Raw genomic sequence first — 26,925 nt, forward strand, 5'->3', positions numbered from 1 at the left:
TCATATGTTATACACATCTGCCTTATATTGTTTTAAATTCACGGGTTTTGAGAACCACTCTGCCGTTTCTTTTAAACCTCTCTTGAATCCTTCTTTATCTCCATATAAAGGTTCCCAACCTAGTAATTCCTTCGCCTTCTTATTTTCAGCCCAAAGTCTGTCCACTTCACTCTTCTCTGGACGGAGTCGTTGATCATCCGTTTCAATTTCTAAAGACACCCCCATCACTTCAGCAATTAATTGAGCGGTTTCTCCAATTGATATTTCGTAATTGCTCCCAATATTAACGACGTCACCAATTGATTTTTTAGAATTCATTGTTGCGATAAAGCCACCAACCGTATCTTTTATAAAGCTAAAATCACGAGTTGGATGAATCGCACCAAGTTTAATTTTATTCGAACCATTGGCAAGCTGAGCAATAATGGTAGGAATAACAGCCCTAGCGGATTGTCTTGGTCCATACGTATTGAATGGTCGAATAACAGAGACCGGAGTTTCAAACGAACGATAGAACGACAAGGCCATCTGATCCGCACCGATTTTGGATGCAGAATATGGGGATTGCCCTTGGAGTGGGTGATCTTCATCAATCGGCACATATAATGCTGTTCCGTACACCTCACTTGTTGAGGTATGAACCACTTTAGATACATTCAGTTCCCGAGCCGCCTGAAGTACATTTAGAGTACCTTTAATATTCGTATCGATATACGTTTCAGGAGAGTGATAGGAATAAGGAATTGCAATTAACGAAGCTAAATGCAAGACTGTGTCGCAGCCTTGCATCGCTGTTTTGACTCCATAAGGATCACGAATATCTCCTGCAAACACATCAAGATTTTTTTTCACATCACTTTCTGCAGAATCCAGCCAACCCCATGAATTAAATGAATTGTAGTAGACAAAGGCCCGAACACTATATCCCTGTCTCACAAGTTCTTCTGTTAAATGAGAGCCAATAAATCCGTCTGCTCCAGTTATAAGAATTCTGTCATTCACTCTTTTTCAACTCCGTTGTTTACTTTCATTTCAATTAAGCTATTTTCTATTATTGAATATAATTCTTTTAAAACGAAAATACTTGCTTCTAGAAATCCTAATTGAATTTCTTTATTCTTCTTTAAATTTTCTACAGAAAGTACCTGTTCAATACTATTTAGATCCCATAACGAGGTTAATAAAACTGGTTGTAAATTATGTCTCAATAACCAATTATTATTTACCTGCTGAAAATAATTATCTGTTTCTTGCAAAACAGATAAATTTTTCATTAATTCCTTTTCGGTGGATTTTTTATTAATTTTCAATCTATTTATTTTAAGATACTGATTATCAAATTCCCTCTTAAGTTGATCCAATATATTTCTTTGATCATTAAGCACTGTTTTCATAGTTTTCAGCGATATAGGATAATTTTCAACAGAATCTATTTTATCACTAACAACAACTGGTTCTGAACAATATTTTTCAATTACTTCTATCAATTTCATTTGAAGAGTATTTTCTATTTTTGCCCCTCCTTCAGTAGCATTTATTACAAATAATTCTTTGTCTACTATTTCTTTTTCAAACCATTTCTTGAAACTTACCCATATATCTGTAGATGGAACGGTTCCACCATCATAACCTTCCACGTTTATCTCATTTACATTTGAAAATACATTATTTGCGAATACCTTATTATCGTATATAGTCCCCCCAGCATGTGAATTACCATTTGAACTATCAAAAGCCAAATCTTGACCTACTAGAATTATTGGAGAGGCTCCTATATGTTCAGCAAAACCAAAAGCAACGTGTGCACATGATAGCCCAAGACTAACTGAATTTTGTCCAAAAAGCCCAAGTGTTTCTCTCAACCAAATATATTCTCCTACATTTTCTCTCATTGGAATAATTTTATTACCTTTAAATTCATCAAAAATAGGTGGATAAAGTAACAGAGGGCCAACCAAATTTACTTCTTTTGGAAATCTTTTATTTTTATAAAAATAATCATAAGTTTCTTTTTCTCGTTCAATAGAACATACAAAGTCTGGTATTATTCCCTCGTCTATTAATTTTTCTGCGATAGTGTCAACAGCAATTATTATTACTCGAGATTTCATATTTTTTATTTGCTTTATATTTTTATTTAATGATGGTCCAGCTGCTACAATAATGGCAGGTACATTTTTAAATATATCTTGTAATTTTGCTACATTTTTAGAAACTATCAAATGCTTAATATTTTTCATGTTTTGCTTAAAACCTGTCAAGCTATCTTGTATTGAATTACCATAGGTTAAAGCTTTGTATTTTACAGTTGACTTTACTTCTTTAACTATTTCAGTACTCACTTTTACATTGAATTCTCTATAATAATGGGTTAAATAAAATCGAATATTCTTTACAAGGTATATAAGATTTGTAGAGAATATATGGTCTAGGAAAAGAGGAAGGTTAGTCAAATCATCAGCAAAAAGAATTATATTCTGTGATTTTAAAATAGATAGATCCTTATTATTAAGTACAGAATCAAAAAAGGTTCTACTAGGTTCAATTATAATTATTACTGACTCTTTGCTCATGGTTTGAAACAGTACTTTAATTTCCTGCAATGAATTAATCCCTATTGCAAATATTAGTTCCTTCTTCAAAGCATTTGGTCTTTGTTTTTTATCAAATAACAAGAGACTCTTACTTGATGTATTTTTTTGATTTTGATTTAAATCCATTTCTAAAAGACTTTGTTGATTTCCCCTTTTATACTCACCTATCCAATGAATAGGGTTTTGGGTTAAAATATCTATATTTTTTTCCAGTAATTCCATGATGCATCTCCTCACTATCTTGTTAATTATAGGCTTAATTAAAAATAAATCCCCCAAAGTTCATGGGGGAATTTATTTTTATATTTTAACTATTATCTTAAAAGTTGCAGTACCCCTTGAGGTTGCTGATTTGCTTGAGCTAACATGGCTTGAGCTGCTTGAGAAAGAATTGAATTTTTAGTTTGATTCATCATTTCTTTAGCCATATCTACGTCGCGAACTCGAGATTCTGCAGCGGTAAGGTTCTCTGAAGAGGTATTTAAATTATTGATGGTATGCTCCAAACGATTCTGTACAGATCCTAATTTCGAACGCTCAGTAGAAACCTTTTGAATAGCTGTATCAATGACCTTCATTGCAGTATTGGCTTGGGTTTGGGTTTGCAACTGCAATCCTTTAACACCTAAGGAAGAAGTAGTCATAGCTTCAATATCCAAGTTTAGATTTTGATTAGTATTTGCACCGATTTGGAAAGTAGCACTTCCATCAGTACGAACATTTTTAGCAGAAGTTGTTTCGGAAAAACTAGATAATGCATTCGTAGCAGCAGCACGTACATTACCGTTTGTATCTTTAACAGACATAGTAATACCATTGACAGCAGTAGCTGTACCAGCTGTACTAGCAGTAACAACTATTTTACCAGCAGAAATTGTAACTGTACCATCTGTAATTGCAGCAGCTAAAGATGCAATATCAGTTGTTGATGCTACTGCTACTTCAACGGATTTAGTTGTACCGTCTTCAACATATGATACTTGAATCTTATCACCTTTAGCAATACCTAAGCTATTGCCATTTGAATCTTTAAGGTTACTTAATAAGGTAGTATCAGCTGATATAGCAGCTCCAGCAGAATTTTTGAATACTGAACTTGTGTTTACATTTGCTTCAGCCGTGTTAACTGCTTTTCCTAGAGATCCATCTAATAAATTTTTCGTATTAAATTGAGTAGTTTCAGCAATACGATCAATCTCTTTTGTTAATTGAGTCATTTCATCTTGTATATTACTTCTATCGCCATCAGTATTTGTATCATTAGAGGCTTGAACAGATAGCTCGCGCATACGTTGAAGAATGTCATGAGTTTCATTCAAAGCACCCTCAGCAGTTTGAATTAAAGAGATACCATCCTGAGAGTTACGAGCAGCTTGATCAAGACCACGAACCTGCCCACGCATTTTTTCAGAGATTGCTAGGCCAGCTGCGTCATCTCCAGCACGGTTAATTCGAAGTCCTGAGGATAATTTCTCCATTGATTTCCCTTGAGCAGTTGTAGCACTATTTAATTGACGGTAAGTGTTAAGAGCAGCAATATTATGATTAATTCTCATTATTAAATTTCCTCCCTGATTTTCGGTTCCACATCCATGTGGTTATTTTAAGCAGTGTTTAAAGTCGGCCGCCTTTATTTACTGCTTGTTACATATCTTATATCGACATTCCTTTGCAGGGTTTAATAGTTTTTTGGAAAAAAATAAAAAACCTTGAGTGCTTTTCTCAAGGTTTAAGATTTCTTAAGGTTTTTCAGCAAATCCAGAGAAACAGAGGCAGCGCTGCTGTTTTCTTCCTGGATTGATAAGTATATTTCTTTCCGGTGGATGTCGATGTTTTTTGGGGCATTGATTCCTAATTTGACTTGTCCGTCTTGGATGCTTACGACGGTGATTTCAATGTCTTCGCCGATCTGGATGGCTTCGTTTAGTTTTCTGGTTAGTACGAGCATGTTCCTGCCTCCCTATTGCACGATGCTGTGCTTGGTTTTGTAGGATGGGTGGTTCAGGATGACTTGTTTGGCCTGTTTCGTTTGTTCGTTTACGATGATGGGCCCTTGCAGGTTGGCCGTTGATTTTTCGAATGGATCTTGAACAGTCAGGATGACCATGATTTGAACTTGATTGACGTCTTCGATTTTTAATGCTTCCACTATATTTTCGTCCAGGTCAAACTCGTAGTCTTTGAAAAATAGAAAAGGGTTTGTTACGACGAATGCAAGCTCAGCTGTTGCGGCAGATTGCAGAATTAAGAAGGGAGAGCCTTCTTCTAATGGAAGAATGATAAACTCTTTTTCCGATGCAAATCCAGGGATGCCTGCTTCAAATTTTAGAATTTGAGAGTCATCAACTTTTACTTCTCCATGATATTTTGTGTTTAGCATGTTGTCCCACCTCTTTTTTCATTATACCTTGATGTCGATGGTTACGAAATCAATCGTTAGATTCGGATTTTCAAGCATATCTACATGGACTTTCCCTGGTGTGTAGTCCAGAATTGGTTTATTTTTCTGAACGTCAATAATTGGTTTGCGAGGCTGGAAGTCTATTTTCACTTTAGCCGGTTCATAGTTTACTTTTACACTTCCGGCACGGGGAATGAAACCAATATTAAAATCATACATGGGGGATTCGCTATTTTGTTTCGCCTGATCGGGAATTGGATTGCCTCCATATTCAATGCGCATAAGCTCGTCCCCTTGCGCTGAGACTCTCGCCATTCCATCGAGCCAGTCCTGATAGCCTTGCTGGGCAAATTCCTGAATTCTTCTAGAGATATGCTTTAGATCTACATCTGCTCTTGCTTCAGTTGTATCAATAGATAGCTGTCCTTTAGTAGTTTCAATGGATAATTCGGCTTTCGGCTGCTGAATGGATAGATCAGCCTTGGGCTGCTGCTGTTCCATTTTAGCTGAGATCGTCGTTAAACCGATTCTGCCTTGTGTGCTTTGGATTCGAATTTGCGGGACCTGCATATGTTTTCAGCTCCTAAACGAAAAGCTGTCTTAAGGAAGACAGCTCAAGTGTATTATCTTAGGAAATCCATAAGGGTAGGCTGAATGATTCTTGAGCTTACGCTTAGTGCGGCACGGTGCACGCTTTCCTGCATTTTAAGGTCTGTGATGACGCGTTCAATGTCGGCGTCTTCGTTGTCTGAAAGAATACGGTTGGCCGTTACTTCCTGCTGGCCGATGCGGTCATCAATCAGTTCAAGGCGGTTGTAGCGCGCTCCGAGTTCTGCACGCTCAGCACTAATGTTATCAAAGTGCTTATCTAAATCTCCGAGAAGTTTTTCGCTGTTACTCATGTCCGCGCCATTAACTGCATCTTCCATGCTTTTCAATGTAGCAAAAAGATTCTTTCCATCCACCTCACCGCCAAATGCTTTTAAAGCGTTGACGTTTACCGGCAGCTGAACACCGTTGGAGACGGATACTTTAAATGGATTTGTGTTCGGAGCAAAGGTTACCGTTCCATCTGTGCCTACGACCGCAGGCGGTTGATCCGTTGCATCTCCATTAAAAATATAGCTTCCAGCCACCTGAGTGTTCACGACTCCAGCTAAATCTTCCTTCAACTGACCGATCTCTACTCCAATTGCCTTCAGATCTTCAGGGCTGTTCGTTCCATTTTTAGCCTGCAGGAATAGCTCACGGGCACGCTGGAACACTTGAGTTGCATGCTCCATTCCGCCTTCTGAGTTTTCCATCCATTGATACGCTTCCGACAGATTGCGTTTGTACTGCTCGACCTCGGTCAATCCAGTCCGGTATTGCATCCCCTTCATGGCTACAACCGGATCCTGTGAAGGTCTTGTGATTTTCTTGCCTGTGGCCAGCTGATCCTGCAGATTTCCCATGCGGTCATAGCTGTTGCTGATGTGCCTCAGCGAGTTATTTGCGAGCATTCCTTGTGTTATGCGCATGCTTGGTCACCTACAATCCCATTTTATTAATAATCGTATCCAGCAGCTCGTCCTGCATCGTTATCATGCGGGCTGATGCATTGTATGCATGCTGGAATTGAATCATATTCGTCATTTCTTCATCTAATGAAACGGCACTGACCGACTGGCGGCGAAGTTCAACAGAATCCTTTAATGTATTGCTGTTTTTCAGCATCCGGTCTGATTCCTGAGCCTGAACGGCCATGTTCCCAATCATACCCTCGTAAAAATTCTGGACACTGGTGCTTTTTCCGTCAATCGTTACGGATCCGGATTTCACTTTTCCGAGTGCAAGGGCATTATCGCCATTTCCGATTTGACCTTTGGAGGCTGCGATATAATCGGTGGATTCCATAATCTTATCCGAAATGCGGATCGTATCGGCTCCACTTCCAGGTGTAAACTCAAAAAAGTTGACAGCAGACTTTCCAGGAGGTGAAGTTGCAAAATCCTTTAAATTCAGACCATCAGCATGAACCTTATTGAATTCTTCTGCAAAAGACTCAGCCAGGCTGTTCAGGTCATTCAGCATATCAACATATTCGCCTTTAGCTGCTCCAGCGTCTTTATAGCCATGTGAGCTTGCAAGGCCTTGAATTTTACCTGTACTTTGAATGTCCGTCACAGCAACTGACGTACCACCAATCTTCATTCCTGTAACTAAACCATCCTCGTAATCCATGGAAAAAGTGGAGCTGTTTAATCCGTCTACAAGCTTGCCTGCTGATGTTCCGTCTTTTTTCAGAATCTCCACAACGGCCATTCCTTCCGCAATCGGAAGAGCATTTCCTCCGCTTTTAATCGGATCGCTCACTTTAATCGGAACTAAAGAAGACAGCTCATCGATAATCCGGTCCCGCTCATCATAGAGATCATTCGGAAGATAGCCGTGCGGCTCAATTTCCGAGATTTGTTTGTTGACGTTTTTCAGTTGGGTGGCCAGTGATTGAACCTGAGTTGCCGAGAGGTCCATTTCACTTTTAAGGTTATCCTGAACCTTTTTTAACGACGTGGAAAGATACTGGAATGTATCCGCAACAGCAATTCCGCGTTCCTTCACGACGGAACGTGCACCTGAGTTTCTTGGATTGGCTGCAAGGTCTTCTAACGACTGCCAAAAACGGTCCATCGTTTTGGACAAACCCGTTTCAGAGGGTTCATTCATAATTTCTTCCATGCTTTCAAGCGCCTGAGCCCGCGCTTCATAATAGCCCGTTTTCGTGCTTTCGCCTCTGAACTGAACATCCAAGAAGCTATCCCGGATCCGCTGAATGCTTCCTCCCTCTACTCCAGTTCCCTGCTGCCCCGGAATTTTCGGCATTTCAAGACCAGGATACGGATAGGCATCCGTTGCTTTGAAGTTTACTCGCTGCCTCGTATACCCAGGCGTATTCGCATTCGATATATTCTGCCCCGTCGTATAAAGCGCCGACTGCTGAGCCGACATTCCCCGTTTTGATATTTCCAGTCCTGCAAAGGTTGAACCCATTTTCGATCTCCTCCAGATTTAAGCTTTCGAATCAAAGAGGGATCTTCGATTCGGTTCGGTTTTTCTCATTGTATCAGGCCGCTGGTAGTTGGGCGTCTGCTCTCTTGGTATCAGCATATCGAGTGACATGGTGACAAACTGCAGCGCACTTTGAGTCATTTGCTGGTTCAGCTGGTTGGCAGCCTTCAGCTTGTCCATGACCTCTTTGAATTCCTCTTTCAATTCGGTAAGGCGCGTTTTTTCAGCACCTTCCGCTTTTTCCGCGCATGCAGTGAGGGTCAGATCCGTATGACGTCCGAGAAACAGAGAGGCTTGAGTGATTCGCTCAGTCTCCGTTTGTTTAATGGACTGCACAAGAACCTGTTCATGCTGCAATACTTGCTTTAGCTCGTCCGTCTGATTGTGCTTCAGCTGATCTGTTTTTTTCAAAGCAGTCTGGTATAAATCCAGATGCAGCTCAAGGAGCCTGTCTAATGTAAGTATGAGCTTGCCAGCCTGCATGGCGGTTCCTCCTCTAAATTACTGTTTATAAAAATCCGCGAACTTGCGGGCGATTTCACTTGGGTTCACTTCATACGTACCATTCTCGATTTGTGCTTTCAGCTGATCGATTTTCTCCTGGCGCGCTTCTGCCATTTTATTTGTAGACTGAAGCTGTTTCGCAGCACTTGAAATTTCGATTTTGTCTTGTTTTTGCTGAACGGCTTCCTGCTTCATGATTTGATCTGCATTTTTTTTATAAGGATTGATTCCGTTCACGCCGTAGTTATTGATTTTCATCTTAACGCCTCCATCTGCCAGAGTTAACGGGCTTATTTACCGTTCTTATCGTCGGCTTTGCCCGCTCTTTAATAGCCTTTTTACTTTTTGGGAGAAATGGAGTAGTAGGTTTTTTTCTCCTCATGGGCCATTAGGCGCTGATGCTCCTCCTCACGTTGGAGTTGAGCAAGCTGGTCATACAGGCCTTTAGTACAGGAAGAACATAGTTTCCCTTCCCGTATCATATTTCCGCATTTTTCACATGGATAACCAAGGTTTGGAAAATTGGAAAGCTGCAGTCTTCCAAGCCGGATAAACTTCAGGATTAGCTCTTCGGCCACTTCCGTCCCGCTCACGACTTCCTCGATCTTTGCTTTGCGGTTTTCACGCTTTCTTAAAAAACTGTACACCGTTTCAAACTGTTTTTCTTCTATTTTATAGCAATCCGCACATACGGTGCGGAATTGTGTCTGAACAAAGAGTGCATTGCATTTCGGACAATTCGCTAGATCGTTCATCAAGGTATCTCCTCTTTATCTTACTCTATTTCTAATATCGGCTGAAGGGGCAAAACCTTTAGCCTCTGATTAAAGTAAAAGACGAGATGTCCTTAGCTCCCGCTTCCTTCAGAAGCTTTGCTGCCTGGTGGATGGTATTGCCCGTTGTGTAGATATCGTCAACAATCATAATGGATAGACCCTGTACATGTATTTCAGGGTTACTTCTAAACAATGGCCCTCCGGATAGCCGTTCTTTTCTGGATTTTTTGGACTGTTTTTCTGAAGCAATTCTTTCTAACGGATGCAGAATCTTGCGTCGGGCAATACGTGCAATCAGCTCAGCCTGATTAAACCCTCTTTCCATCAGGCGTTCAGTTGACAAAGGGATAGGAACCAAAATCGTTTTTCGGGGAATGATCTTCGCAGCAGCCCTGATATCCTGTTCAAACAAACGGATGAGTTCCGCATCTCCCCGGAATTTGAATAGATTCATGACTTCTTTTACGGATTCTGTGTAGGAATAGATGGAATGATTCTGAGTGAACACGTCCTTATACTCCGCGCGCTCGTACCAGCGGATACAATCTGGACAGAGTGACGCACTTTCCATCGGCCTGCTGCATTTCGTGCACCTTGGGCCATAGATTTTCGTTAATTTTTCAGTACATGGCTCGCATGCCACCGGGTCCGGATCCGTGCCAAGCAGGATTCCCCAGGTAACCTGTTCCTGCATTTTATTGTGGCAAAGAATACACCAGGTCATCGAAAAGCCTCCCGGTTCATCTTGTTAATATGCAGTCTCGCCTGAATCATCGCATTCGTTTTCCCGTAGTGAAAAAACACAACGTCGCCCGCTGGGTAATCCTGATGCCGTCCCACCCTGCCGGCAATTTGAACAAGAGCGCTTTCTGTAAAAATATCCTCCTCCGCTCCAAATACAGCAGCATCGGAATCTGGAACCGTCACTCCCCGCTCGAGAATAGTCGTCGTCACAATCAATGGAGAAATCCTGTCCCGGAACCGCTGCACTTTTTCTTTTCTATCTGGATCTTCCGAATGGACCCCTTCTATTGAAGGATGGATATTCTGCAGAATGGCTGTGACATGATGAAGTGCCGGGATGTTGGGAACAAAAAGAAAAGCTGGCTTTTCTTTATCAAGATGCTCCTGAATCCATTTTAGAAGGGGCTTAGGAAGCTTCTTCCGCTGAAGACGCCCTTTATAGCTGCCAATCCACTGAAAGCGTGGTACGGGAAGCAGATGCCCATGATAGCGTCCGGGAATTCGAACCGAGGGAAGCTTGTTTGAAAGTACTCTATTTTGCATTTCTTTGGAAGGGGTGGCGGTGAGGAAAATGAGGGAGCTCTCCGGTTTCCTAGCTTTCTGAACCGCTTCCTGCAGCGTTTGATCAGCTGAGAACGGAAACGCGTCGACCTCGTCAATAATGATGCAATCAAACGTTTGTTTAAACCGGAAAAGCTGATGGGCCGTGGATAAAACGAGTCGGGAGGATTTGTAGCGGTCCTCACTTCCTCCGTATAAAGCAGCAGCATCGGCGTTCGGAAAAGCCTGTTGGAAACGCGGATACAACTCGAGTACCACATCTGTTCTCGGTGTAGCGAGACAGATCCGTTTGTTTTGCTTCAGCGCCTCTTCTATTCCTTGAAACAGAATTTCAGTTTTCCCCGCTCCGCACACCGCCCAGACGAGAAGCTCTGACTGATTCTCCATTGCATGCTTAATGCAATTGGATGCATGACCTTGAAGAGGAGAAAGCGTGCCGGTCCAGACTAATCCTGAGCCAGATTGAGTTACTGGAGTTTCCCCAATCCAGCTATAAAGCGTTTCACACTCACTCACCCGCCCCATCATGATGCAGGACCGGCAATATGTGCAGAGCTTGCCGCATTTGGCGCACTGGTAGGCAGCGAATAAGTGGCGCTGTTTATTGAGGCAGCGCGTGCATTGGAATTTTCCGTTTGTTCCTGTGACACCTTTCTCTTTTTGAATATCTTCGCTTTCGAGCATTTCTGAGGGGAATGGAATTTCGGAGGCCAGGAGGTGGCGGCCGGAGAGGTGGTACTGTAATGAGGACATTGTTTTACTCCTTTTTTTCTTTTTATTATGAACAGAAGGTGTGATCATTGTCTAACCTAAAAAAAGAAATTATTAAGCAGTAAAATTAATATTTCAAGTGTGTTAATTGGTGTATTAATCTTTAATTGAGACATAAAATAAAGAACAAAATAAAGTACTCTTTGGAGTTGACGAAAATGAAAAAACTAATGCCCATGATAGATCCTAGAAGCTTGGAGATGATGATAGATGATGAAGTGGAGGCTGGCAAGCAGCGAAATGAAAGTGCTCTTCGAAAATCAAAAGAGTTACTAAAAAAATTAAAGGCTAGGAGTGGCCGCTCCTAGCCTTGATCATTGATAGCCTTTCTATTATTTGTTATCGAAAGTTTACTTTTTCTCATTTTTACCGCTCGTGCAAGAATTTCTTCATTTCTTTTTTTACTAATTGTTTGTTCTTCTATGATTAATTCCTCTAGAGTTTTATTCCATTCCAAGGCAGCTTTTAATTTACTCATCATTTTCAGCCCCTTTTAATCGATTTTTAATCTCGTCAACAGAATGTTGTATTAGCAAACAAGTCCCCATGCAATTCGTTGTTTAGTATATCAATGTCTTTTTCCGACAAATGAAGCTGAACCACTATTTCTGGCTTTCTAATGCCGTAATCTACCCAAATTCATATAGTCATTGCAATTTTACAATGTACGGTTTTATATCCATATTTTTACACAAAAATACCAAGTGCTATTATAAATTAGACGAAACGTACGAGTACGGACTTTTTTAAAAGGAATTTCTTGATTTTATTTCAAGAAACTCGACAATTCTTTGAAATTGGTTTCCTTAAATATCAACAAAAATATTGCTCTTTAACTTCAATTACTCTTTTTTGTCCTTATTTTGTCCGCATTATGTCCTTATTTTGTCCGCATTATGTCCTTATTTCTCTGGATTATATAAATACCTTGTTCCAGGACCTTTTCCTCTTAACTCTACTCCATCAGGCCTTAACTCCGTAATTAAACGCTGAACTTGCTTGCTATTCATACCTGTAAGCTGTCTTATTTCTTTATTAGAAAGAGGACGCTCTTTTAAGATAGAAAGTATTCTGATTTTTACTGCTTCCTTATCTAAACTTTGCTGTCTTTCGTATTTCATATTTTCTTTTAACAAATCATATGAATGCCGGGATAATGTATAGTACCTGCCTTTTCCTCTACCTACTGGCTCAACCAAATTAAACTCGTTATACATTTTACTTAGTAATTCTCTTGCTTGCTCCATACTTCGCTGGGCAACTTCAGCAGCTATGATTGTATTAATTTGTTCATGTCTAATCAAATATTGCAAAATCAATAAATGATCCACGTCTATATGGTTCCCATCGTCAACCATTTGTTTCACCAAATTTTTAAAGCTGTTATTTAAGGGTGAGGAGATAAAAAAAAGCTCTATATGACCTCCAATCTCTCTATATATTGGAGGTTCTTTACCTTCTATGAGCAAAGATCTAAAAATTCTGGAGACACCTAAATTAGACCGGTTAACTAACTTTAATCGATCCAAAAGATCCATTAAATGGTTATTTCTCGCTACAGGAGGATGATGCAGGATATTGTTCGGGGTAATGCCTCCAATAAATTGTCCAGGATTAGTCAGCACCAATTTATCCTTGTATTGCTTTAACAAGATTGTCCCAGTCATTCTGTAGTCGCGATGACCAAAGGCATTTAATAACGATTCCCTTAGTGCGATCGTCGGGTAAGTGCTAAATTCAGGGTGAACAAGTCCTGATTCAATTGTAACCATTGGATTATCTACGGAAATATATCGTTCCAATTCATAAAGAGCAACAGGAATAGCGTGAAATCCATCATCCCTGTGTGAATAATCTGTGTCGCTCAGCATCTTTCTAAATGACCATTTATGCTGGGGAATGATCCTCTCAATAGATTCTGGCTTACCAGTTAACAGCAGGGCTCCTTTTGTAAAAAACCCCTCTTTTAGAGCACCAATGGAGGTTAAGAGATCTTCATCTGAAAGAGATAACAAATTGTGATCCGCTCTCTCACGTGACATAAACTCTCTAATACGTTCCATTGCTGAGTGAGAAAAAAGGTTATGCCAATCCTCATAAATGATTTCTGAAGTAAAGTCTGCCTGACCGGAGGAATCCATCATCTGTCTTCTTAACGTTCCTGTGAACGGAAGGCAGTCTTTCCCTTGGCGAATTGTACCTGCACCATCTGTTGTTGTATATGGCGGCATTCCCGGGAAGATATTCATGATGAGAATTCTGCTGTTTTCGATAAATACTTCATCAAAGAATGGGGTTAGATGAGGATCTGTTTTTTCATAAATTCTCTTTTGCAATAAAGAAACATCAATATCTTCGGGAATGCCTTTGATTGCATTGTCTAAACCAATCACTTTGTCCGCAACCCCAAATACTACACTTCCCCCTCCGCCATTCGCCATGCATACTGCATAGCTAATCATTGTTTTGATGTTATCTTCTCTGCTTCTCTCATTCCATTGCTTAAAATCTAAATCTTGAGCCTCAAAATCATCTGCCATTTGATGATCGAGCTTTAAAATAATATCCCTGATCTCTAACTTACTCCTCATTTTATTTCCCCCCTCCTATATACTTCTTAATAATTATATTTTATACAAATAATGGGCTATATAAAACTCCTAGATAGAATCGCACTTTCAATTATTCAATGATTAAATACTTTCACCTAAAACAAAACAATTTTTCAATAGAAAAGACAATCTGCACCAGTCAGATTGTCTCCATTTCTATTCCATATACCATCCCAGCCCAAGTGCACCTTCCCCTAAATGGGTTCCGATTACAGCACCAAAGTAGCTGAGGTAAAACTTGACGTGCGGGTATTTCGCTTCAAGCTCTGCCTTCATGGTCTGTGCTTCGTCCGGGCGATTGGCGTGAATTACTGCCGCTCTCATCGGAAGACCAAGCTTTGCGTCCTCTTCAAAAAGCTCATAGATCCGGTTGACCGCTCTTTTCCGGGTACGGATTTTTTCGTACGGTACAATCACTTTATTTTCAAAGTGAAGCAGCGGTTTAACCTGCAGAAGACTTCCAATCAATGCCTGGGCGCCATTTAAGCGGCCGCCGCGCTGAAGGTTGGAAAGGTCGTCCACCATGAAGTAGGCACGGACGCTTTTTTTCATTTCTTCAAGCCGCTTCATGATCTCTTCCGGATCTTTGCCATCACGCGCCATTTCTGCGGCTTCAATGACATAGAATCCCTGAACCATGCAGCTGATTTCAGAGTCGAAAGAAAAAACACGGATTTTGTCCGTCATGCTTCCAGCTGTAATGGAGCCGTTGTAGGTTCCGCTGATTCCGGAGGATAAGTGAATACAAATGACCGCGTCGTATTGCTTGGAAAACTCTTCGAAAAGGTCGAGGAATTTCCCGACTGGAGGCTGAGAAGTGGTCGGAAGCTGGTTGCGGGATTTTACCTCTGTGTAAAAAGCCTCTGCAGTCAGTTCCAGCTCCTCCTGATATGTCTCGCTGCCAAAAATAACGCTGAGCGGAATAAGATGAATATCCAGCTCGTTCAGCAGCTCCTTAGGTATGTAAGCTGTACTATCGGTTAAAATTGCCGTTTTCATCGTCAAAAGAAACCTTCCTTATAACGTATTTAAATAAATGAGTTCAAATGGATTACTCTCTATTCTATAGAACTTTACGTAAAATTTCATTAAATGTTTCATTTAATTTTGGGAAGGAACGGAAATGGGACTTAATTGTTGGGTGGTTGATTTTCCATTTGTGGATCGAAAGCGGATTTCGAAGCGCGGGATTGTCGAATAGCAACGGGCTTATGTCGTTTATCAGCGGGAATTTGTCGGATAGCAACGAGAATTTGTCGATTATCAACGGCAGCCTGTCGAATAGCGACTAGTCGACAAACACCGACTTTTTTCGCCCCAGCTATGCTTCATCCCGGCGCCCCCACTCGCGCAGTTCCACCCCCACCCACCGCAACCTCCCCGCAAAACACACAAAAAAAGCTGAATCCCACCAGGACCCTCGTCCATCAGGTTTCAGCTTTCCAGTATAAATTCTATAATGGCTTACCTTAGCGTACTTCTACCCAGCCGTTTTTGATCGCTACAACTACCGCTTGTGTACGGTCGTTTACGTTCATTTTTTGAAGGATATTGGATACGTGGTTCTTAACGGTTTTTTCACTAATGAACAGAGCTTCACCAATTCCGCGGTTGCTTTTACCGTCAGCAAGCATTTGAAGAACCTCGCACTCGCGTCGAGTCAGGATATGGAGCGGTCTGCGGATTTCAGGCTGTAGCTGCTGTCCGCTGCCGCCTGCACCTGTAGTAGCCAGTCTGCGGAATTCGTTTACAAGATTGTGCGTTACTTTTGGATGCAGGTAAGATCCGCCGTCAGCAACGACTTTGACTGCTTCGATCAGCGTATCCGCATCCATTTCTTTTAGAAGGTAGCCGCGGGCACCAGTTTTAAGCGCACGGGTTACGTAGTTTTCATCATCATGGATGGATAGAATGATTACCTTCGTTTCCTGGTTGGCTTCAACGAGCTGCTTAGTCGCTTCCACTCCGTTTACGTTCGGCATATTTATATCCATAATGACAACGTCCGGCTTATGCTCGTCTACGATACGCATTGCCTCGTCGCCGTCGTCACCTTCTGCTACTACTTCAAAGCTTGGTTCGAAATCAAGAATTCGTTTAACGCCTTCTCTGAATAACTGATGATCATCAATAATTACAATTCTAGTTTTCATGGTCAATAATACGCCTCCCAACTCACTACATTCTAGTCCAATCCTCATACCTACCGTCAATGAGCCTTTTGTCGCTAGTTTTCCGCTTTGCCGCAGCGAAGGAATCCCGCAAGGTCATGACTTTTTGCTTAACGTTTTTCTAATTTCTTTCCTATTTCAATGGTAGAGCAGGATGCTTGCAAATGAAACATCTAAAATATGGAAGGAACTTTAATCATAATGGTCGTTCCTCCACCAATTTTCGACTCAATGTCCATCCTGCCGTCAAGCAGTTCGACCCGTTCCTTCATTCCGACAAGGCCGAAAGATTTATTCTTTTTCTCCTTCAGCTCACTGAAGTCAAAGCCGCTTCCGTCATCCTTGATCAGCAGGTTAACGTATTCCTTGGTAACCTCGACTTTAACCGAGATTTCTTTGGCCTGGGCATGCTTTAAAGCATTGGTGACGGCTTCCTGCGCCAGCCGGAAAAGCGCCACTTCAAATCGCGGCGGAAGTCTTCTCTCCTCCGCTTCGCCAAAGCTTTGAAAAAGCATTTTTGTTTTTCCGTTGTATTCTTCAATCGTATGTAAGTATTTTCTTAACGTTGGAATTAACCCAAGATCATCCAGCGCCATAGGTCTTAGGTCGTAAATAATTCTTCTTACCTCATAGAGAGCATTGCGGACATTTTGACGAAGATTGCGGATTTCCTTGAATCCTTCTTCGGTACCCCGATCCCTGAATATGCGTTCAAGCAATTCAGAGCGCATCATGACATTTGCGAGCATTTGCGCAGGCCCATCATGGATTTCACGCGATACCCGTTTGCGTTCTTCCTCTTGTGCTTCGATGATCCGCAGCCCGAAATCCTGTTTCGCCTGGGCATCCTCAAGCAGCATCCCTACCTGGCGCAGATCCTGGCTTAAGTAATTAAGGACAACCCCAATTTGAGTGACAAGCGCTTCAGACCGTTCGATGATCTCCTGCAGTCCGAGCAATCTTCTCTCCAGCTCGTCACGACGGTCGCGAAGCTGTTTTTCACGGTGCTGCATCGTCGTCAGTTCAACCTGCAGGGCATGAGCTCTCTCATACGCTTCCCGAATTTCATTTTCTGTAAACCGATTGAAATTTTTGCTTACTTCTGACAGCCTTTTTCTTGCGTGTCTTGCCTGGATCTCAAGCTTGTCCCCCGCATCAATCACATCATTTACCTGTGTTTTAATAAGGGTCAGCTCTTCAACAAGCGACTCATATTGAGTACGCGACTGCTCGCCGATTGCAAAGATTTCCCCTTTGCTTCCGTCCACTGTGGAGATCATCTTATTTAGAATTTCATCCAGGACTACGCTGTCCAGCTTTTTGGTATTCACCAGAAATTACCTCCATTGCTGTAAATGTCATGATTATGTTATGAGATTGTGATTGAAGTCATATATGTGCCGCTATATAATGGAATAATGCAAGCGTAAAAAAACGCTCGCAATTGGCAGAAAAATCTGATGGAACAAGCATACCGGTTTTTTTCCGTGTAAGCCAGGAGGTGTACAAACATGCTTTCTATTTATTATACAGCAAAAGGCAGCGGAGAGCATGAGATAACCATCCAAAAATCCCGATTTATCTGCCATATTAAGCGTGTTGAGACAGAAGAAGACGCTCAGGCGTTTATTCAGGAAATCAAGAAAAAGCATCACCATGCCAATCATAATTGTTCGGCCTATTTAATAGGAGAAAGAGATGAAATCCAAAAGGCGAACGATGATGGAGAGCCAAGCGGAACAGCTGGAGTTCCGATGCTTGAAGTACTGAAGAAACGCGGTCTTAAAGATACAGCTGCTGTTGTGACCAGATATTTTGGCGGCATCAAGCTTGGTGCAGGCGGCTTGATTCGTGCATATGGCCAGGCAGTTTCAGAAGGATTAAACCATACAGGTATAGTAGAGCGTAAATTAATGAAAATTATGCATACTAAAATTGACTATACATGGCTTGGGAAGCTTGAAAACGAGCTTCGGTCCTCAGAATACCTCATTAAAGAAATACATTATTTGAACGATGTAGAAATAGAAACTTTTGTTGCTTCAGATCAAACGGATACCTTCACCAAGTGGATGACAGAATTGACAAACGGCCAAAGCGAAATCACGCAAGGAGATGTCACGTATTTGGAAGAAGAGGTTAGTTAGGAGAAGATGGTATGGCAGAATACAGACGCGTAGTCAGAAAGAAGAAAAAGAAAAAATCGGTTTTTAAGCGAATGATGTTTTTTTTATTGCTCCTGCTGTTAATCGTCGGCGGATACTTCGCCTTCATGTTCGTATCAGCATGGCAGGCAGCGGACAGATCTTATGAAAGCCTTGAACGGGGAGATAAATCCGCATTAAGGGAACAAGCGGTTGAACTTGCTAAAGATCCTGTTTCCATTCTAATAATGGGTGTAGAAGATTACTCAACCGGCGGTGAAGGCGGACGAAGCGATACACTGATTGTCATGACGCTGAATCCTAAGGAAAAATCGATGAAAATGCTGAGTATTCCCCGTGATACACTCGTTGATGTAGAAGGTCACGGCGAAACGAAAATTACTCATGCTTATTCATATGGAGGAAAAGAGTTAACGGTCCAGACGGTTGAAGATTTCCTCGATATTCCAATTGACTATTATGCAACGGTAAACTTTAAAGCCTTTAAAAAGGTCATTGATGAACTTGGCGGCGTAGAAGTTAACGTTCCATTTGATTTTTACGAAAAAAGTGACGTAACAAACAAGCGCATCTACTTTAAAGAGGGGAAGCAAACTCTTGATGGAGAAGAAGCCCTTGCCTATGCAAGAATGAGAAAACGCGATCCGCGCGGAGACTTTGGACGGAATGACAGACAAAAAGAAATCATTACCGCCATCATTAAGAAAGCAACCACTCCTCAAAATATTTTGAAGGTGGATGACATCGCGAATCAGATTTCAGAAAATGTTGAGACAAATCTTCGCATTTCAGAAGCGATGGGCTTCCAGCAATCCTACAGCGGATTTAAAACCGATAAGATTGATCAGCTGAAAATTGAAGGCGAAGATTTAAACTTAAACAGCGGCTATTACTATAAGCCAATTGAAGAAAAACTGGATCTCGTTAAAGAAGAACTCCAGGCGCATTTGGAACACAAAAAGGTGAGCATCCGTGAGGGGCAAAACGAAAATCCTCTTGCTGAAGAAGATTTGAATAGCGGAAACTAAAGACCCAGGGCCTCCATTTTTAGGAGGCCTTTTCTATTCCAGCATAATAGTTATTTAGACCCCTATAATTACAAGTTCTTTTTACTCGTATTTTTTCCTTATTATTCTATAAAAATTAAAACATTAAATTATAAGGTAAATTTCTTAACAAATAAAGACAAAAACTTTAACAATTTGTAAAAATGTGCGAATTTATACAGACATAGTATGACCTTTTTGTTAAAATAAAGACAAAAATAGCCTCTGATACCAATTCAGAGGCTATTTTTTTGGGAAAATACTCACGGGAGGGAATACCAATCAAACGGAATAAATTGGTTCGTTCGTTCGTCTGTCTTAGCGTTTTGGCTACAATGCCTATTCAGCCAGGTACTGCATCTGCAGCTGAATATCCTTATACAGGAGTAACAGTTTCTGGAAGCACCAGCCTGCACAGGGGTGCAGAAAAGGATTACAAAATTACCAAGACCATCTCTTCAGCAGAATCTGTAGCTGTACTCAACGAATTCACAAATTCAGTAAATGAAACCTGGCTTCAAGTCAACCATGAAGGAACAACCGGCTGGGTAATGGAATCCCAGATTAAAGAACTCGATAAGCCTGTCCCTTTCGCATTCATCACAAGTGACGAAGCAGCGGTTCACCGCAGTGCAGAAAGCTCATCAACTGTGTCTGCCGAACCGGGAAAAAATACGATGGTTGAAATCTCAAGCAGTTTTGTAAATAAAGAGCAGGAAATTTGGTATCAAGTAAAAACCGCTGACTGGTCAGGATGGATCCATTCCGATCAAATCATGTTTAAACCGGAAGCCTTTACCGCTTACAATACAAGCAAAAATCAGGAAGTAAGAAGCGGAGCTGCTCCCAATTACAGACTGCTGCAAACCTTAAAGCAAGATGAATCCATAAAAATTACGGATTTCTTTATTAACTCTGCCTCCGAGCCTTATTACGGAGTGGAGCTTTCCAACGGTACGAAAGGCTGGACGAAAGCCCAATCACTTACTTACTCTTACAAGGCTGCACCTGCTGCCATTCAAAAAACGGTTTATGCCAAACTGAACCCTACGAGCATTCACCGTTCAGCCGATTCTGCTGAACGCAAAGTTTACGAGGCACCTATGAATGAAGAATTAGAGATTAAGAGTGAATTTACAAACAAAGCAAATGAAAAATGGTACCAGGTTGAATATCAGACCGGAAAATATGGCTGGGTAAACAGCGCCCATACCTCCACATCTCAGACCATTAACGGCACCTTCTATGTACAGGTATCTGAAGCCAATGTCCGCTCTGGTGCGTCAACCGATTATCGAAAACTCAGTACTTTAACAAAAGGAACCGCAATAAAAGTGGTAGACCAATTCACTAACAGCAGCGGTGATAAATGGTACAGAGTCCAGCTCGGCAGCAGCACCTTCGGATGGGTTTCCGCCTCCCTTCTAACCGAGAAAGCCGTATATCTTAATACAAGCATGTACATCGGTACATACAAATCAGAATTAAGAAGAGGCGCAGAATTCAGGTATACTGTGACTGAAAAACCTTCATTTGGAAGTAAAGTTACCCTTCTTTCCCAGATTATAAACAGCAAAGGGGAAACATGGCTGAACATCCAAACCTCCAGCGGAAGAAAAGGCTGGATTCCGCAATGGGAAGTCTACAAATCTCTCAGCGACCGAAACTTGGTTTATGCGAAGTCTTCTGACAGCATCCGCTGGTCAGCTTCTCTTAATCAAAAATCTGTAGCTTCAGTGAATACAGGCGACTCGCTCGTTCTCCTCAGAGAGCTGAACGGATGGTACAACGTTGAAACGTCAAAAGGCGTACGCGGCTGGATCCCGGCAGCAAGCACAGTTGCCACACCGCCAGTGAATGTAGCCATTCCTCAGGTAACACCAATGGGTGACAGTACAGAGCTTTCCTGGAAAAAGTCGAAATCGGTCAAAGTTAATTTTGATTATCTTGCCGACCGTACGGCTTACATCAGTACAAAAGAGCTTGAACTAAAGGTTCCTGATTCAGATGTAGAAGGTGTGACCATCACCCAAATCAGTGGCGCGATTAAAGTAACGCCTAAACCAGGCTATTCCATTACCGTTCATGATAAAAAGGACCGTTTTCAGCTCCTTATCCATGAAGTTGGGGTAGCAGGTAAAACGATTGTACTTGATGCAGGCCACGGCGGAAGCGATTCTGGTGCAACGGGACCTACAAAGCTCTATGAGAAGGATGTAACTTTTGCTGTCACAAGATACTTAGGGGATATTTTGAAAGAGAATGGCGCAAATGTCATTTATACAAGAACAACTGATATTAAGCCGACATTGGATTACCGCGCAGGCGTTTCCAATAATTCAGATGCAGATATTTTCATCAGTATTCATGCGAATGCCAATCCAAACCGAAGTGCAAAAGGAACAGAAACGTATTTTAATGTGACCACCAATCCTAATGATCAAAAGAGCAAAACTCTTTCAACGAATATTCAGCGCGAATTGGTTGAGCAAATCAATACAACCAACCGCGGAATTAAGGAAGCCGGTTTTGTTGTCATCAGAGAAAACCAGCTGCCTAGTGCTCTGGTTGAGCTCGCATTCATCTCCAATCCTAATGAAGAGACGATGCTGCGGTCTGATGCCGTAAGAAGAAAAGCAGCACAAGGCATCTACAATGGTATAGAAGACTACTTTAACGGAGGCAACTGATCCCAATGAAAAAAATGAAAATTGCCTTAATATTTGGAGCAGGAATCATAGCTGGGAGTATTTTCACTCCCCTTGCCACCTCACAAGCAAGCAGCAATCTTGTACTGGCAAGTGTAGAGTGGGTCACATCTCAGCTGACACCGATTAACAACCGGGTTGCGAGCCTTGAAAGAGAAGTTCAAACTCTGAAGCAAATGAATACAAACCCTGCATTGCCTTCAAAAGTGTATGTAAAAGCTGTAATCGCTGACGTCCACTCCGGTGCGATGGAGCATTACAGAGTACTTGCTAGTATTCCAGTTTCACAGATTCTAAACGTTTCTCAAGAAATCACTTCTGAGGACGGAAAGTATTACAGAGTGGAATACAGTACTGGCAATACCGGATGGATCCCTGCTTCTGAAGTCAGTACCGCACCTGTTGCCAAACCAGCTTCCTTTATTGTCAAAACTCCAGGAGCTGTATATAGCGGAGCATCTGTTACAGGCTACAAAAAAGTAGGTTCGGTTTCTGAAGGACAAACCCTTAAGTATGTGAACGCCTTTAAAAACCGCTCCACAAAAGAAGTCTGGATCAACGTCCAGCTTTCAAACGGAACTAAAGGATGGGTCAAGCAGCAATCCGGCGAGGTGAAATAACGCCATGAATACGAAAACTCTTGTTGGAGGGGCGCTGCTGTCAGCAGCCCTCCTCTTCGGATTTAGCCCGGCTGGACAAGCCTATGAAAAACAAACGTATGCAAATGAAACAAAAGTGCAGCTTAAGAAAGCCCCATCTCTTCAAGTTCAGCTCAACGGACTTTTTGAAGTGGAAAACCTGACCTCAAGAGAAAAAACACTTCTCGTTCCATCTGCAAATGTGACCCTTTCTGCGAGCAGCGGAACCGCTAAGCTTACTGCAGGGTCGGACTCCTATTCAGCCGGTGCAGGGTTCAGAATTTCAGAGATTGCGAACCCTCCTGAAAAATATGTGAAATTTACAAGTCCGACAGAAGTGCGGACGGGAGCTGGCGACAGTTTCGCCTCCCTTCGCACAATGAAAAAGGTTGAGGCGGCAGAATACCTTTCTGAAACCGACAGCTCAGGAGTAAAGTGGTTCAATGTACAGCTGCCAGACGGCAAACAAGGATGGGTTTCATCCAATACATCGATTGTTGAGTCTAGCCCGCTAAGCTTATCCTTATTCAAATACAGCACCCTGCAATACCGGGGAAGCTTTGAAGCAAAAGCGGACGGCAATTTGGCAGCACTCTACAACCTTTTAAGCCTTGAAGATTATCTGAAAGGCGTTGTTCCGAATGAAATGCCGGCAAGCTGGCATCCTGAAGCCCTTAAGGCCCAGGCTATCGTAGCACGAAGCTATGCCGTTAACAGTATGGGACTCTCCAATACGGCGAAAAGCCAGGTCTATAATGGGTATACAAAAGAAGATCCCCGCTCCAATGCGGCTGTAACTGCAACAGCAGGCGTAATGGCAAAGCATAACGGCAAACCCGTTCAAACGTTTTTCTATTCAACAAGCGGCGGACAAACAGCCAATGCATGGGATGTCTGGGGATCCAGCCAAACGACCTTCCCTTATCTTAAAAGCGTAGCGGACCCATATGAATCATCCATCCACAGCAATTGGACGGACACCTTCCGCTCCTCAACGATTTTGGGAAAATTCGGATTCAACCCGGATACAACCGTTCTTTATGATATTAAAGCCATACCTACCGGGCAAAATGGAGAAATCGGCAAAGTAACGATAACAACCTCTGCCGGCAGCAAAACCATCAGCGGAAAAGAAGGCGACATACGCTCGCTTTTCCCAGTTGCGAAATATTACAACCAGCTCCGCTCCAACTGGTTTACAATGAATCCCGTTAAGTCTTTTACGGTTAAGGGCACAGGCTCCACCGTCCAGCAGCAATTTTCCGTAACAGGCAGCACCATCATGGCAGCTGATGGGACAACATCCACAGTACAGGGAGCACAGGTGAACATCCAAACCGCTTCCGGTCAAGTCACGCAAGAATCCGATCCTGCCACAATTGTCATCAACGGCAAAGGCTGGGGGCACCGCATCGGCATGAGCCAATACGGCGCCAACGGCTTTGCCCAAAAGGGTTTCAAGGCAGAAGCAATCGTGCAGCATTACTTTCCTGGTACGGTTGTGGGGAAATAAGAAGTAAGAGAGGACAGCCCTGGTATTTGGGGCTGTTTTTTTATTTGGGTTTGTGGTGGGGCGGGGGGTAGCGGGGGTTTGCACTGACCCCCGTTTCGCTAAAGCACTAAACCTCCGTCCCCGCTTCTCACCAGGCCTTGTCCCCCAGCACTTGTCGCGATTCTTGCTCTTTCCCCCACTGCGTTACCATGTTGAGGGTCAGTGCAATGCACTGACCCCCGTTTCGCTAAAGCACTAAACCTCCGTCCCCGTTCCTCACCAGTCCTTGCCCTACAGCACTTGTGGCGATTCTTTCTCTTTCCCCCACTGCGTTACCATGTTGGGGGTCAGTGCAAACAAAGGTATCCTCTTTTCAAAAGAAAACAGCGCGGCGCCTGACCCGCGCTCTATTAACGAACTATAGCTCCGGCACCTTCTTTCTAAACCCTTGGTACATAAGGCATTACAGGTCCATGCCTCTGTCCCCAGATGCGGTGAAGCATCGCGGGACTGGCACCGTGCCTGACCCGCTTCTTACTGCCAGACTAAAGCTCCGGCACCATCACCCATAAACCCTTGCAGCCCAAGGGCTCAGAGGTATCATCCTCCATCCCCACTTGCTTTAAAGCACAGCGGGACTGGCACCAAAACCAGCATTTTCTACCACCATTACAAAGCCACACCACCCTCCCCCTCCAAAATAAAAAACCCCCGCACACCGGCAGGGATTCTCACTTCACTATTTCAAAATATCCTCTTTCGGAGACTCGTCCCCGTTAATCACATAATACCGATCCTCGTGCTTTTGAAGAATCCAAAAGTAGTTTCCGCCTATTTTTGATTCTTCAAGCACGACGGTCCAGTCCTCTTTATATTCATCTTTCAGCATATTGACTGCTTTTTCCTTGAGCTTGCTTTTTTCAATCGGAGTAAAGGTGAATTTTTCGATTCCTCCGACTTGTTTCACTTTGTCGGAAAACATAATTTTGCTGATTTCCATGTCATCTTTGCTGATTCCTGATTTGCTGAAATGCTCGTAAAACTTATTCATATCGTCATTTTGAGCATCCATATATACGTTTTTAACTGTTTCTGCTGCGGCTGCCATTTCTTCCTTTGCATTGGCTTCGGGGTCTTGGCATGCTGCCATGAGAACGATGGATAGGATTATCCATACGCTTAGGATCCATTGCTTTTTCATCTGATTCCGTCCTTTTAACATATGATATCTCTATTATAGAGCGGACGGTACAAAAGAACTAGGTCATCTATTGTTAAAATTATGTAAAGGGACCTCCCAATGGAAGGTCCCTTTACAATCAGGATGGCTGTTCGTCCAGCCTGTTTTTTCGGTGTTTTGAAATCATCCGGTATAGTAAAAGCAACACATATGGGGTCAGCAGAATGATTAGTACGGATACCCATAATGTGTTTAGAAGGAAATCAGCAAATCCGCCAATGACGACCCGCGGAATGTTGACCGTAAAGAAAACGAATAAAGCTAGAAACAGCGGGTTTTTTGGAAGACGGATAAAGATCATATAGACAAGCTGAATGACAAATCCAACATAAATCGTTCCAATGATAACCCCTGCATAGCCGAAGTTTGCATAAGCTTCCGCTGCGAACAGCGTATTCAGCACCCCTGCCGTTCCCTCTTCTACCCGCTGCGGATAGAAGACTTCCATTGCTAATCTCGCTGATCGTATCTGTTCCATATCATAGAGTCCGATCAATGATGAAGGAAGGCTTCGTCCATTTAAAAGATCCAGGCGGTCTGTAAACAAATCAAGGTGCAAGTAAAATGGAGCGACCTGGGACAATAAAATCCGGCCGATTGGTCCCCTGTTATACGATAGGAAGCTCGATGGATCCGTTACCCCTTGGATAAATACATACATTACAACTAGGAGTACCACTCCAAGGCCGCCAAGTACAGCTAAACGGAACCACGTCAGTTTGATGATTTTCAAATAAATCAATAGCAGGAGCACCATGATGATGTAAAAGAAAATCGGTGCCTTTGATAAATCGTATACTGACAGGAACAGCGCTCCCCCGGTTGTTAGAGCAAATAAGAAAAACCACCGGTACTGTTTCCGCTGAATAAAATAAATGAAGGTGATCATCGACAAAATTGGTGCCAGCGCAACTCCAAAGATATTGCGGATAACCGTGCTGCCTTGAAAGTCATGAGAAGCCGTAATTCGAAGCTGAGCAAGATTATCAGAACCTTTTAATAGCTCTAACAAAGGAATTGTGTCAATTTTCAGGATCGTATAGCCAATCGCTCCCATTGAAAGCATCGTGAAAAACGCATACAGGTAAAACATCTGGTTTCCGTTTTCCTCACGATAGACAGGGGCCTCCATATAGCTCCTGAACTCTTTTTGCCCATCAAAGGATGCAAGCTTGCTCACTAAGAACATCGTGAGCGGCATGGCAACCATGATGAAGCAGATGAAGAAAAATCCCTGATAGCGGAAATAATCATCGGATAGCAGCTCTATCATGTAGTGCTCATCAATATTGAGCACAATCAGCAGAGAGCCTATAAAGGTGGAGGCAAGCAGAGAATAATAAAAGGTAATGGATATTAAGTTTGGGGTTAACAGGGACATGGAGCCTGATACTTTTCTAAACAAGATAAACGATAGAACCAGTACCGCAGCCCAAATCAAGAAATAAACCATA

The 26,925-nt window shown here is 42.4% G+C and carries 26 protein-coding genes; 6 read left to right on the forward strand and 20 right to left on the reverse strand.

Annotation, left to right across the window (positions count from 1 at the left end; translation table 11 throughout):
• The 13 genes from WCV65_RS18750 to WCV65_RS18810 all read right to left on the reverse strand — a co-directional run bounded on the left by WCV65_RS18750 (position 1) and on the right by WCV65_RS18810 (position 11,381).
• The gene (locus WCV65_RS18750; RefSeq protein ID WP_338778604.1) at positions 1-1,002 is read right to left on the reverse strand and encodes an NAD-dependent 4,6-dehydratase LegB; all 1,002 of its coding nucleotides are present in this window, start codon (positions 1,000-1,002) and stop codon (positions 1-3) included.
• Entirely contained in the window at positions 999-2,816 is a 1,818-nt protein-coding gene (locus WCV65_RS18755; protein WP_338778606.1) for a 6-hydroxymethylpterin diphosphokinase MptE-like protein, read from the reverse strand. The genes WCV65_RS18750 and WCV65_RS18755 overlap by 4 nt, the downstream gene beginning before the upstream one ends.
• A gap of 92 nt (positions 2,817-2,908) precedes the next feature.
• Complete coding sequence (locus WCV65_RS18760; RefSeq protein WP_338778608.1) at positions 2,909-4,150, reverse strand: flagellin; 1,242 nt, start codon at positions 4,148-4,150, stop codon at positions 2,909-2,911.
• A 173-nt stretch (positions 4,151-4,323) separates the two neighbouring features.
• The gene (gene csrA / locus WCV65_RS18765) at positions 4,324-4,542 is read right to left on the reverse strand and encodes a carbon storage regulator CsrA (RefSeq protein ID WP_035404800.1); all 219 of its coding nucleotides are present in this window, start codon (positions 4,540-4,542) and stop codon (positions 4,324-4,326) included.
• A 12-nt stretch (positions 4,543-4,554) separates the two neighbouring features.
• Complete coding sequence (fliW, locus tag WCV65_RS18770; RefSeq protein WP_338778611.1) at positions 4,555-4,974, reverse strand: flagellar assembly protein FliW; 420 nt, start codon at positions 4,972-4,974, stop codon at positions 4,555-4,557.
• 21 nt (positions 4,975-4,995) lie between these two features.
• Positions 4,996-5,565, reverse strand: a complete 570-nt coding sequence (locus tag WCV65_RS18775) for a DUF6470 family protein (protein ID WP_338778613.1) — start codon at positions 5,563-5,565, stop codon at positions 4,996-4,998.
• Positions 5,566-5,618: 53 nt separating this feature from the next.
• On the reverse strand, positions 5,619-6,515 hold the full coding sequence (flgL, locus tag WCV65_RS18780; RefSeq protein WP_338778615.1) for a flagellar hook-associated protein FlgL: 897 nt from the start codon (positions 6,513-6,515) through the stop codon (positions 5,619-5,621).
• Between the two features lie 10 nt (positions 6,516-6,525).
• Positions 6,526-8,025 carry a flagellar hook-associated protein FlgK gene (flgK, locus tag WCV65_RS18785; protein WP_338778617.1) on the reverse strand — a complete coding sequence of 500 codons (1,500 nt, stop codon included), beginning with the start codon at positions 8,023-8,025 and terminating at the stop codon, positions 6,526-6,528.
• Positions 8,026-8,043: 18 nt separating this feature from the next.
• Positions 8,044-8,526: a flagellar protein FlgN gene (locus WCV65_RS18790; protein ID WP_338778619.1), complete on the reverse strand. Its 483-nt coding sequence runs from the start codon at positions 8,524-8,526 to the stop codon at positions 8,044-8,046.
• Positions 8,527-8,544: 18 nt separating this feature from the next.
• A complete protein-coding gene (flgM, locus tag WCV65_RS18795; RefSeq protein WP_338778621.1) occupies positions 8,545-8,805 on the reverse strand; it encodes a flagellar biosynthesis anti-sigma factor FlgM in 261 nt (86 codons plus the stop codon).
• An 80-nt stretch (positions 8,806-8,885) separates the two neighbouring features.
• Entirely contained in the window at positions 8,886-9,302 is a 417-nt protein-coding gene (locus tag WCV65_RS18800) for a TIGR03826 family flagellar region protein (protein WP_338778623.1), read from the reverse strand.
• 58 nt (positions 9,303-9,360) lie between these two features.
• Positions 9,361-10,047 (reverse strand): ComF family protein, encoded by a 687-nt coding sequence (locus WCV65_RS18805; protein WP_338778625.1) that lies wholly within the window; start codon positions 10,045-10,047, stop codon positions 9,361-9,363.
• Entirely contained in the window at positions 10,044-11,381 is a 1,338-nt protein-coding gene (locus tag WCV65_RS18810; RefSeq protein WP_338778626.1) for a DEAD/DEAH box helicase, read from the reverse strand. The genes WCV65_RS18805 and WCV65_RS18810 overlap by 4 nt, the downstream gene beginning before the upstream one ends.
• A gap of 176 nt (positions 11,382-11,557) precedes the next feature.
• On the opposite strand from WCV65_RS18810, the gene WCV65_RS18815 reads away from it, so the two are divergent.
• Positions 11,558-11,707: a hypothetical protein gene (locus WCV65_RS18815; protein ID WP_338778628.1), complete on the forward strand. Its 150-nt coding sequence runs from the start codon at positions 11,558-11,560 to the stop codon at positions 11,705-11,707.
• On the opposite strand, the gene WCV65_RS18820 is transcribed toward WCV65_RS18815, so the two are convergent.
• The 5 genes from WCV65_RS18820 to WCV65_RS18840 form a co-directional block, all read right to left on the reverse strand.
• On the reverse strand, positions 11,704-11,877 hold the full coding sequence (locus WCV65_RS18820; protein WP_338778630.1) for a hypothetical protein: 174 nt from the start codon (positions 11,875-11,877) through the stop codon (positions 11,704-11,706). The two genes, WCV65_RS18815 and WCV65_RS18820, sit on opposite strands and share 4 nt — an antisense overlap.
• A 424-nt stretch (positions 11,878-12,301) precedes the next feature.
• Positions 12,302-13,990, reverse strand: coding sequence for an RNA-binding domain-containing protein (locus tag WCV65_RS18825; RefSeq protein WP_338778632.1), 1,689 nt, complete (start codon positions 13,988-13,990; stop codon positions 12,302-12,304).
• A gap of 177 nt (positions 13,991-14,167) precedes the next feature.
• Positions 14,168-15,010 (reverse strand): DegV family protein, encoded by an 843-nt coding sequence (locus WCV65_RS18830; RefSeq protein ID WP_338782366.1) that lies wholly within the window; start codon positions 15,008-15,010, stop codon positions 14,168-14,170.
• 470 nt (positions 15,011-15,480) lie between these two features.
• On the reverse strand, positions 15,481-16,164 hold the full coding sequence (locus tag WCV65_RS18835) for a response regulator transcription factor (RefSeq protein ID WP_035405052.1): 684 nt from the start codon (positions 16,162-16,164) through the stop codon (positions 15,481-15,483).
• 191 nt (positions 16,165-16,355) lie between these two features.
• Entirely contained in the window at positions 16,356-17,513 is a 1,158-nt protein-coding gene (locus WCV65_RS18840; protein WP_338778634.1) for a sensor histidine kinase, read from the reverse strand.
• Positions 17,514-17,693: 180 nt separating this feature from the next.
• On the opposite strand from WCV65_RS18840, the gene WCV65_RS18845 reads away from it, so the two are divergent.
• The 5 genes from WCV65_RS18845 (at position 17,694) to WCV65_RS18865 (ending at position 24,252) form a co-directional block, all read left to right on the forward strand.
• On the forward strand, positions 17,694-18,329 hold the full coding sequence (locus WCV65_RS18845; RefSeq protein WP_035404818.1) for a YigZ family protein: 636 nt from the start codon (positions 17,694-17,696) through the stop codon (positions 18,327-18,329).
• Between the two features lie 11 nt (positions 18,330-18,340).
• Positions 18,341-19,375, forward strand: coding sequence for an LCP family protein (locus WCV65_RS18850; RefSeq protein ID WP_338778637.1), 1,035 nt, complete (start codon positions 18,341-18,343; stop codon positions 19,373-19,375).
• Between the two features lie 269 nt (positions 19,376-19,644).
• On the forward strand, positions 19,645-22,083 hold the full coding sequence (locus WCV65_RS18855) for an N-acetylmuramoyl-L-alanine amidase (RefSeq protein WP_338778639.1): 2,439 nt from the start codon (positions 19,645-19,647) through the stop codon (positions 22,081-22,083).
• A gap of 5 nt (positions 22,084-22,088) precedes the next feature.
• The gene (locus WCV65_RS18860; protein ID WP_035404820.1) at positions 22,089-22,721 is read left to right on the forward strand and encodes a GW dipeptide domain-containing protein; all 633 of its coding nucleotides are present in this window, start codon (positions 22,089-22,091) and stop codon (positions 22,719-22,721) included.
• A 4-nt stretch (positions 22,722-22,725) separates the two neighbouring features.
• On the forward strand, positions 22,726-24,252 hold the full coding sequence (locus WCV65_RS18865; RefSeq protein ID WP_338778641.1) for a SpoIID/LytB domain-containing protein: 1,527 nt from the start codon (positions 22,726-22,728) through the stop codon (positions 24,250-24,252).
• 718 nt (positions 24,253-24,970) lie between these two features.
• Here the strand turns inward: WCV65_RS18865 and WCV65_RS18870 are convergent.
• Both WCV65_RS18870 and WCV65_RS18875 read right to left on the reverse strand, forming a co-directional pair.
• The gene (locus WCV65_RS18870; protein ID WP_338778642.1) at positions 24,971-25,432 is read right to left on the reverse strand and encodes a hypothetical protein; all 462 of its coding nucleotides are present in this window, start codon (positions 25,430-25,432) and stop codon (positions 24,971-24,973) included.
• A 118-nt stretch (positions 25,433-25,550) separates the two neighbouring features.
• Positions 25,551-26,924 carry an oligosaccharide repeat unit polymerase gene (locus WCV65_RS18875; RefSeq protein ID WP_338778643.1) on the reverse strand — a complete coding sequence of 458 codons (1,374 nt, stop codon included), beginning with the start codon at positions 26,922-26,924 and terminating at the stop codon, positions 25,551-25,553.
• Position 26,925: the final 1 nt, after the last annotated feature.

It is taken from the genome of Metabacillus sp. FJAT-52054, assembly GCF_037201815.1.
Classification (GTDB): Bacteria; Bacillota; Bacilli; order Bacillales; family Bacillaceae; genus Metabacillus_B; species Metabacillus_B sediminis.

Bases quoted from the DNA above. Each gene is read 5' to 3' on its own strand.
- WCV65_RS18755 (WP_338778606.1), bottom strand. From the start codon at position 2,816: ATGGAATTACTGGAAAAAAATATAGATATTTTAACCCAAAACCCTATT.
- WCV65_RS18760 (WP_338778608.1), bottom strand. From the start codon at position 4,150: ATGAGAATTAATCATAATATTGCTGCTCTTAACACTTACCGTCAATTA.
- csrA (WP_035404800.1), bottom strand. From the start codon at position 4,542: ATGCTCGTACTAACCAGAAAACTAAACGAAGCCATCCAGATCGGCGAA.
- fliW (WP_338778611.1), bottom strand. From the start codon at position 4,974: ATGCTAAACACAAAATATCATGGAGAAGTAAAAGTTGATGACTCTCAA.
- WCV65_RS18775 (WP_338778613.1), bottom strand. From the start codon at position 5,565: ATGCAGGTCCCGCAAATTCGAATCCAAAGCACACAAGGCAGAATCGGT.
- flgL (WP_338778615.1), bottom strand. From the start codon at position 6,515: ATGCGCATAACACAAGGAATGCTCGCAAATAACTCGCTGAGGCACATC.
- flgK (WP_338778617.1), bottom strand. From the start codon at position 8,025: ATGGGTTCAACCTTTGCAGGACTGGAAATATCAAAACGGGGAATGTCG.
- WCV65_RS18790 (WP_338778619.1), bottom strand. From the start codon at position 8,526: ATGCAGGCTGGCAAGCTCATACTTACATTAGACAGGCTCCTTGAGCTG.
- flgM (WP_338778621.1), bottom strand. From the start codon at position 8,805: ATGAAAATCAATAACTACGGCGTGAACGGAATCAATCCTTATAAAAAA.
- WCV65_RS18800 (WP_338778623.1), bottom strand. From the start codon at position 9,302: ATGAACGATCTAGCGAATTGTCCGAAATGCAATGCACTCTTTGTTCAG.
- WCV65_RS18805 (WP_338778625.1), bottom strand. From the start codon at position 10,047: ATGACCTGGTGTATTCTTTGCCACAATAAAATGCAGGAACAGGTTACC.
- WCV65_RS18810 (WP_338778626.1), bottom strand. From the start codon at position 11,381: ATGTCCTCATTACAGTACCACCTCTCCGGCCGCCACCTCCTGGCCTCC.
- WCV65_RS18815 (WP_338778628.1), top strand. From the start codon at position 11,558: ATGAAAAAACTAATGCCCATGATAGATCCTAGAAGCTTGGAGATGATG.
- WCV65_RS18820 (WP_338778630.1), bottom strand. From the start codon at position 11,877: ATGAGTAAATTAAAAGCTGCCTTGGAATGGAATAAAACTCTAGAGGAA.
- WCV65_RS18825 (WP_338778632.1), bottom strand. From the start codon at position 13,990: ATGAGGAGTAAGTTAGAGATCAGGGATATTATTTTAAAGCTCGATCAT.
- WCV65_RS18830 (WP_338782366.1), bottom strand. From the start codon at position 15,010: ATGAAAACGGCAATTTTAACCGATAGTACAGCTTACATACCTAAGGAG.
- WCV65_RS18835 (WP_035405052.1), bottom strand. From the start codon at position 16,164: ATGAAAACTAGAATTGTAATTATTGATGATCATCAGTTATTCAGAGAA.
- WCV65_RS18845 (WP_035404818.1), top strand. From the start codon at position 17,694: ATGCTTTCTATTTATTATACAGCAAAAGGCAGCGGAGAGCATGAGATA.
- WCV65_RS18850 (WP_338778637.1), top strand. From the start codon at position 18,341: ATGGCAGAATACAGACGCGTAGTCAGAAAGAAGAAAAAGAAAAAATCG.
- WCV65_RS18860 (WP_035404820.1), top strand. From the start codon at position 22,089: ATGAAAAAAATGAAAATTGCCTTAATATTTGGAGCAGGAATCATAGCT.
- WCV65_RS18865 (WP_338778641.1), top strand. From the start codon at position 22,726: ATGAATACGAAAACTCTTGTTGGAGGGGCGCTGCTGTCAGCAGCCCTC.
- WCV65_RS18870 (WP_338778642.1), bottom strand. From the start codon at position 25,432: ATGAAAAAGCAATGGATCCTAAGCGTATGGATAATCCTATCCATCGTT.
- WCV65_RS18875 (WP_338778643.1), bottom strand. From the start codon at position 26,924: ATGGTTTATTTCTTGATTTGGGCTGCGGTACTGGTTCTATCGTTTATC.